2 protein-coding genes are annotated in these 1,482 nt (G+C 60.8%); both read left to right on the plus strand.

The window, feature by feature from the left end; all coding sequences use genetic code 11:
* A partial coding sequence (guaA, locus tag V6C16_RS13075; protein ID WP_333543415.1) for a glutamine-hydrolyzing GMP synthase occupies nt 1–1,189 on the plus strand: 1,189 nt, incomplete at its 5' end.
* 9 nt (nt 1,190–1,198) lie between these two features.
* On the plus strand, nt 1,199–1,482 hold a 284-nt coding region (gene tatB / locus V6C16_RS13080), incomplete at its 3' end, for a Sec-independent protein translocase protein TatB (RefSeq protein ID WP_333543416.1).

The raw sequence follows: 1,482 nt of genomic DNA on the forward strand, positions 1-1,482 counted from the left end.
GTGGGAAGGCATCACCGCGCCCACCCGCGTATGGATGAGCCACGGCGACAAGGTCATGGCCCCCCCGCCCGGCTTTACGGTGACGGGCAGCACCAGCACCCTTGAAGTGGCCGCCATGGCCGATGAGGCCCGCAAAATCTACGCCGTGCAGTTCCACCCCGAAGTACACCACAGCGTGGACGGCGAACGCATGCTGCACAACTTCCTGTTCAAGGTCGTGGGCATCAAGCCTGACTGGACCATGTCTTCCTTTGTGGAGCGCGTGGTCAGGGAAATGGCCGAACAGGTGGGCGACAGGCACGTGGTCTGCGCTCTTTCGGGCGGCATCGACTCCACGGTGGTGGCCGTGCTGCTCCACCGTGCCATAGGCAAGCGCCTGCACTGCATCTTTGTGGACAACGGCCTGCTGCGCCTTGGCGAGGGCGACGAGGTAGTCAGCTACCTGCGTGAGCACTTTGACCTCAACCTCAACTTTGTGCAGGCGCAGGAGCGTTTTCTTTCCAGGCTCAAGGGCGTGGAAGACCCCGAAAAGAAACGCAAAATTATCGGCCATACCTTCATTGAAATTTTTGATGAAGAAGCCAACAAACTGGATCAGGTGGACTTTCTGGCTCAGGGAACCCTGTATCCCGACGTTATCGAATCCATTTCTCACAAGGGTCCCAGCGCCGTCATCAAGAGCCACCACAATGTGGGCGGCCTGCCCGATACGATGAAGCTCAAGCTCATCGAGCCGCTGCGTGAGCTCTTCAAGGACGAAGTGCGCAAAGTGGCGGCCGAACTCGGCATGCCCGACTCCATCGTGTGGCGGCATCCTTTCCCCGGGCCGGGCCTTGCCATCCGCGTGCTTGGCGAAGTGAGCGAAGAGCGCCTCAACATCCTGCGCCAGGCCGACAGGATAGTGCAGCAGGAACTGCGCGAATCCGGCTGGTATCGCAAGGTCTGGCAAGGCTTTGCCGTGCTGCTGCCCCTCAAGACCGTGGGTGTTATGGGCGACGGACGCACCTATGAACATGTGGTGGCCCTGCGCGTGGTCGACAGCGTGGACGCCATGACCGCAGACTGGGCGCGCCTGCCCGCCGATCTCATCGAGCGCATGTCGGGCCGCATCATCAATGAAGTCAAGGGCGTCAACCGCGTGGTTTACGACGTGTCCTCCAAGCCGCCCAGCACCATTGAATGGGAATAGGAGAACCGCATGTTCGGTATAGGCAGCACGGAACTTCTGGTCATCCTTGTGGTGGCCCTGATTGTGTTGGGTCCCAAGAGCCTTGCCAACGTGTCGCGCACACTGGGCAAGGCCATGGGCGAATTCCGCCGGGTTTCTACTGACTTCCAGCGCACCCTCAATGCCGAGGCTGAAGAGGAAGAACAGAAAAAACGCAAAAAGGAAGCGGCCAAAGCCGCCAGAGAAGCTGCCAAGGCCGAAGCCGAAGCCGCCCAGGCGGCGCCGCAGGCCCAAGCCCAGACAGCGGAACAGGC

This window comes from Desulfovibrio sp. 1188_IL3213 (assembly GCF_036763145.1).
Classification (GTDB): Bacteria; Desulfobacterota; Desulfovibrionia; order Desulfovibrionales; family Desulfovibrionaceae; genus Desulfovibrio.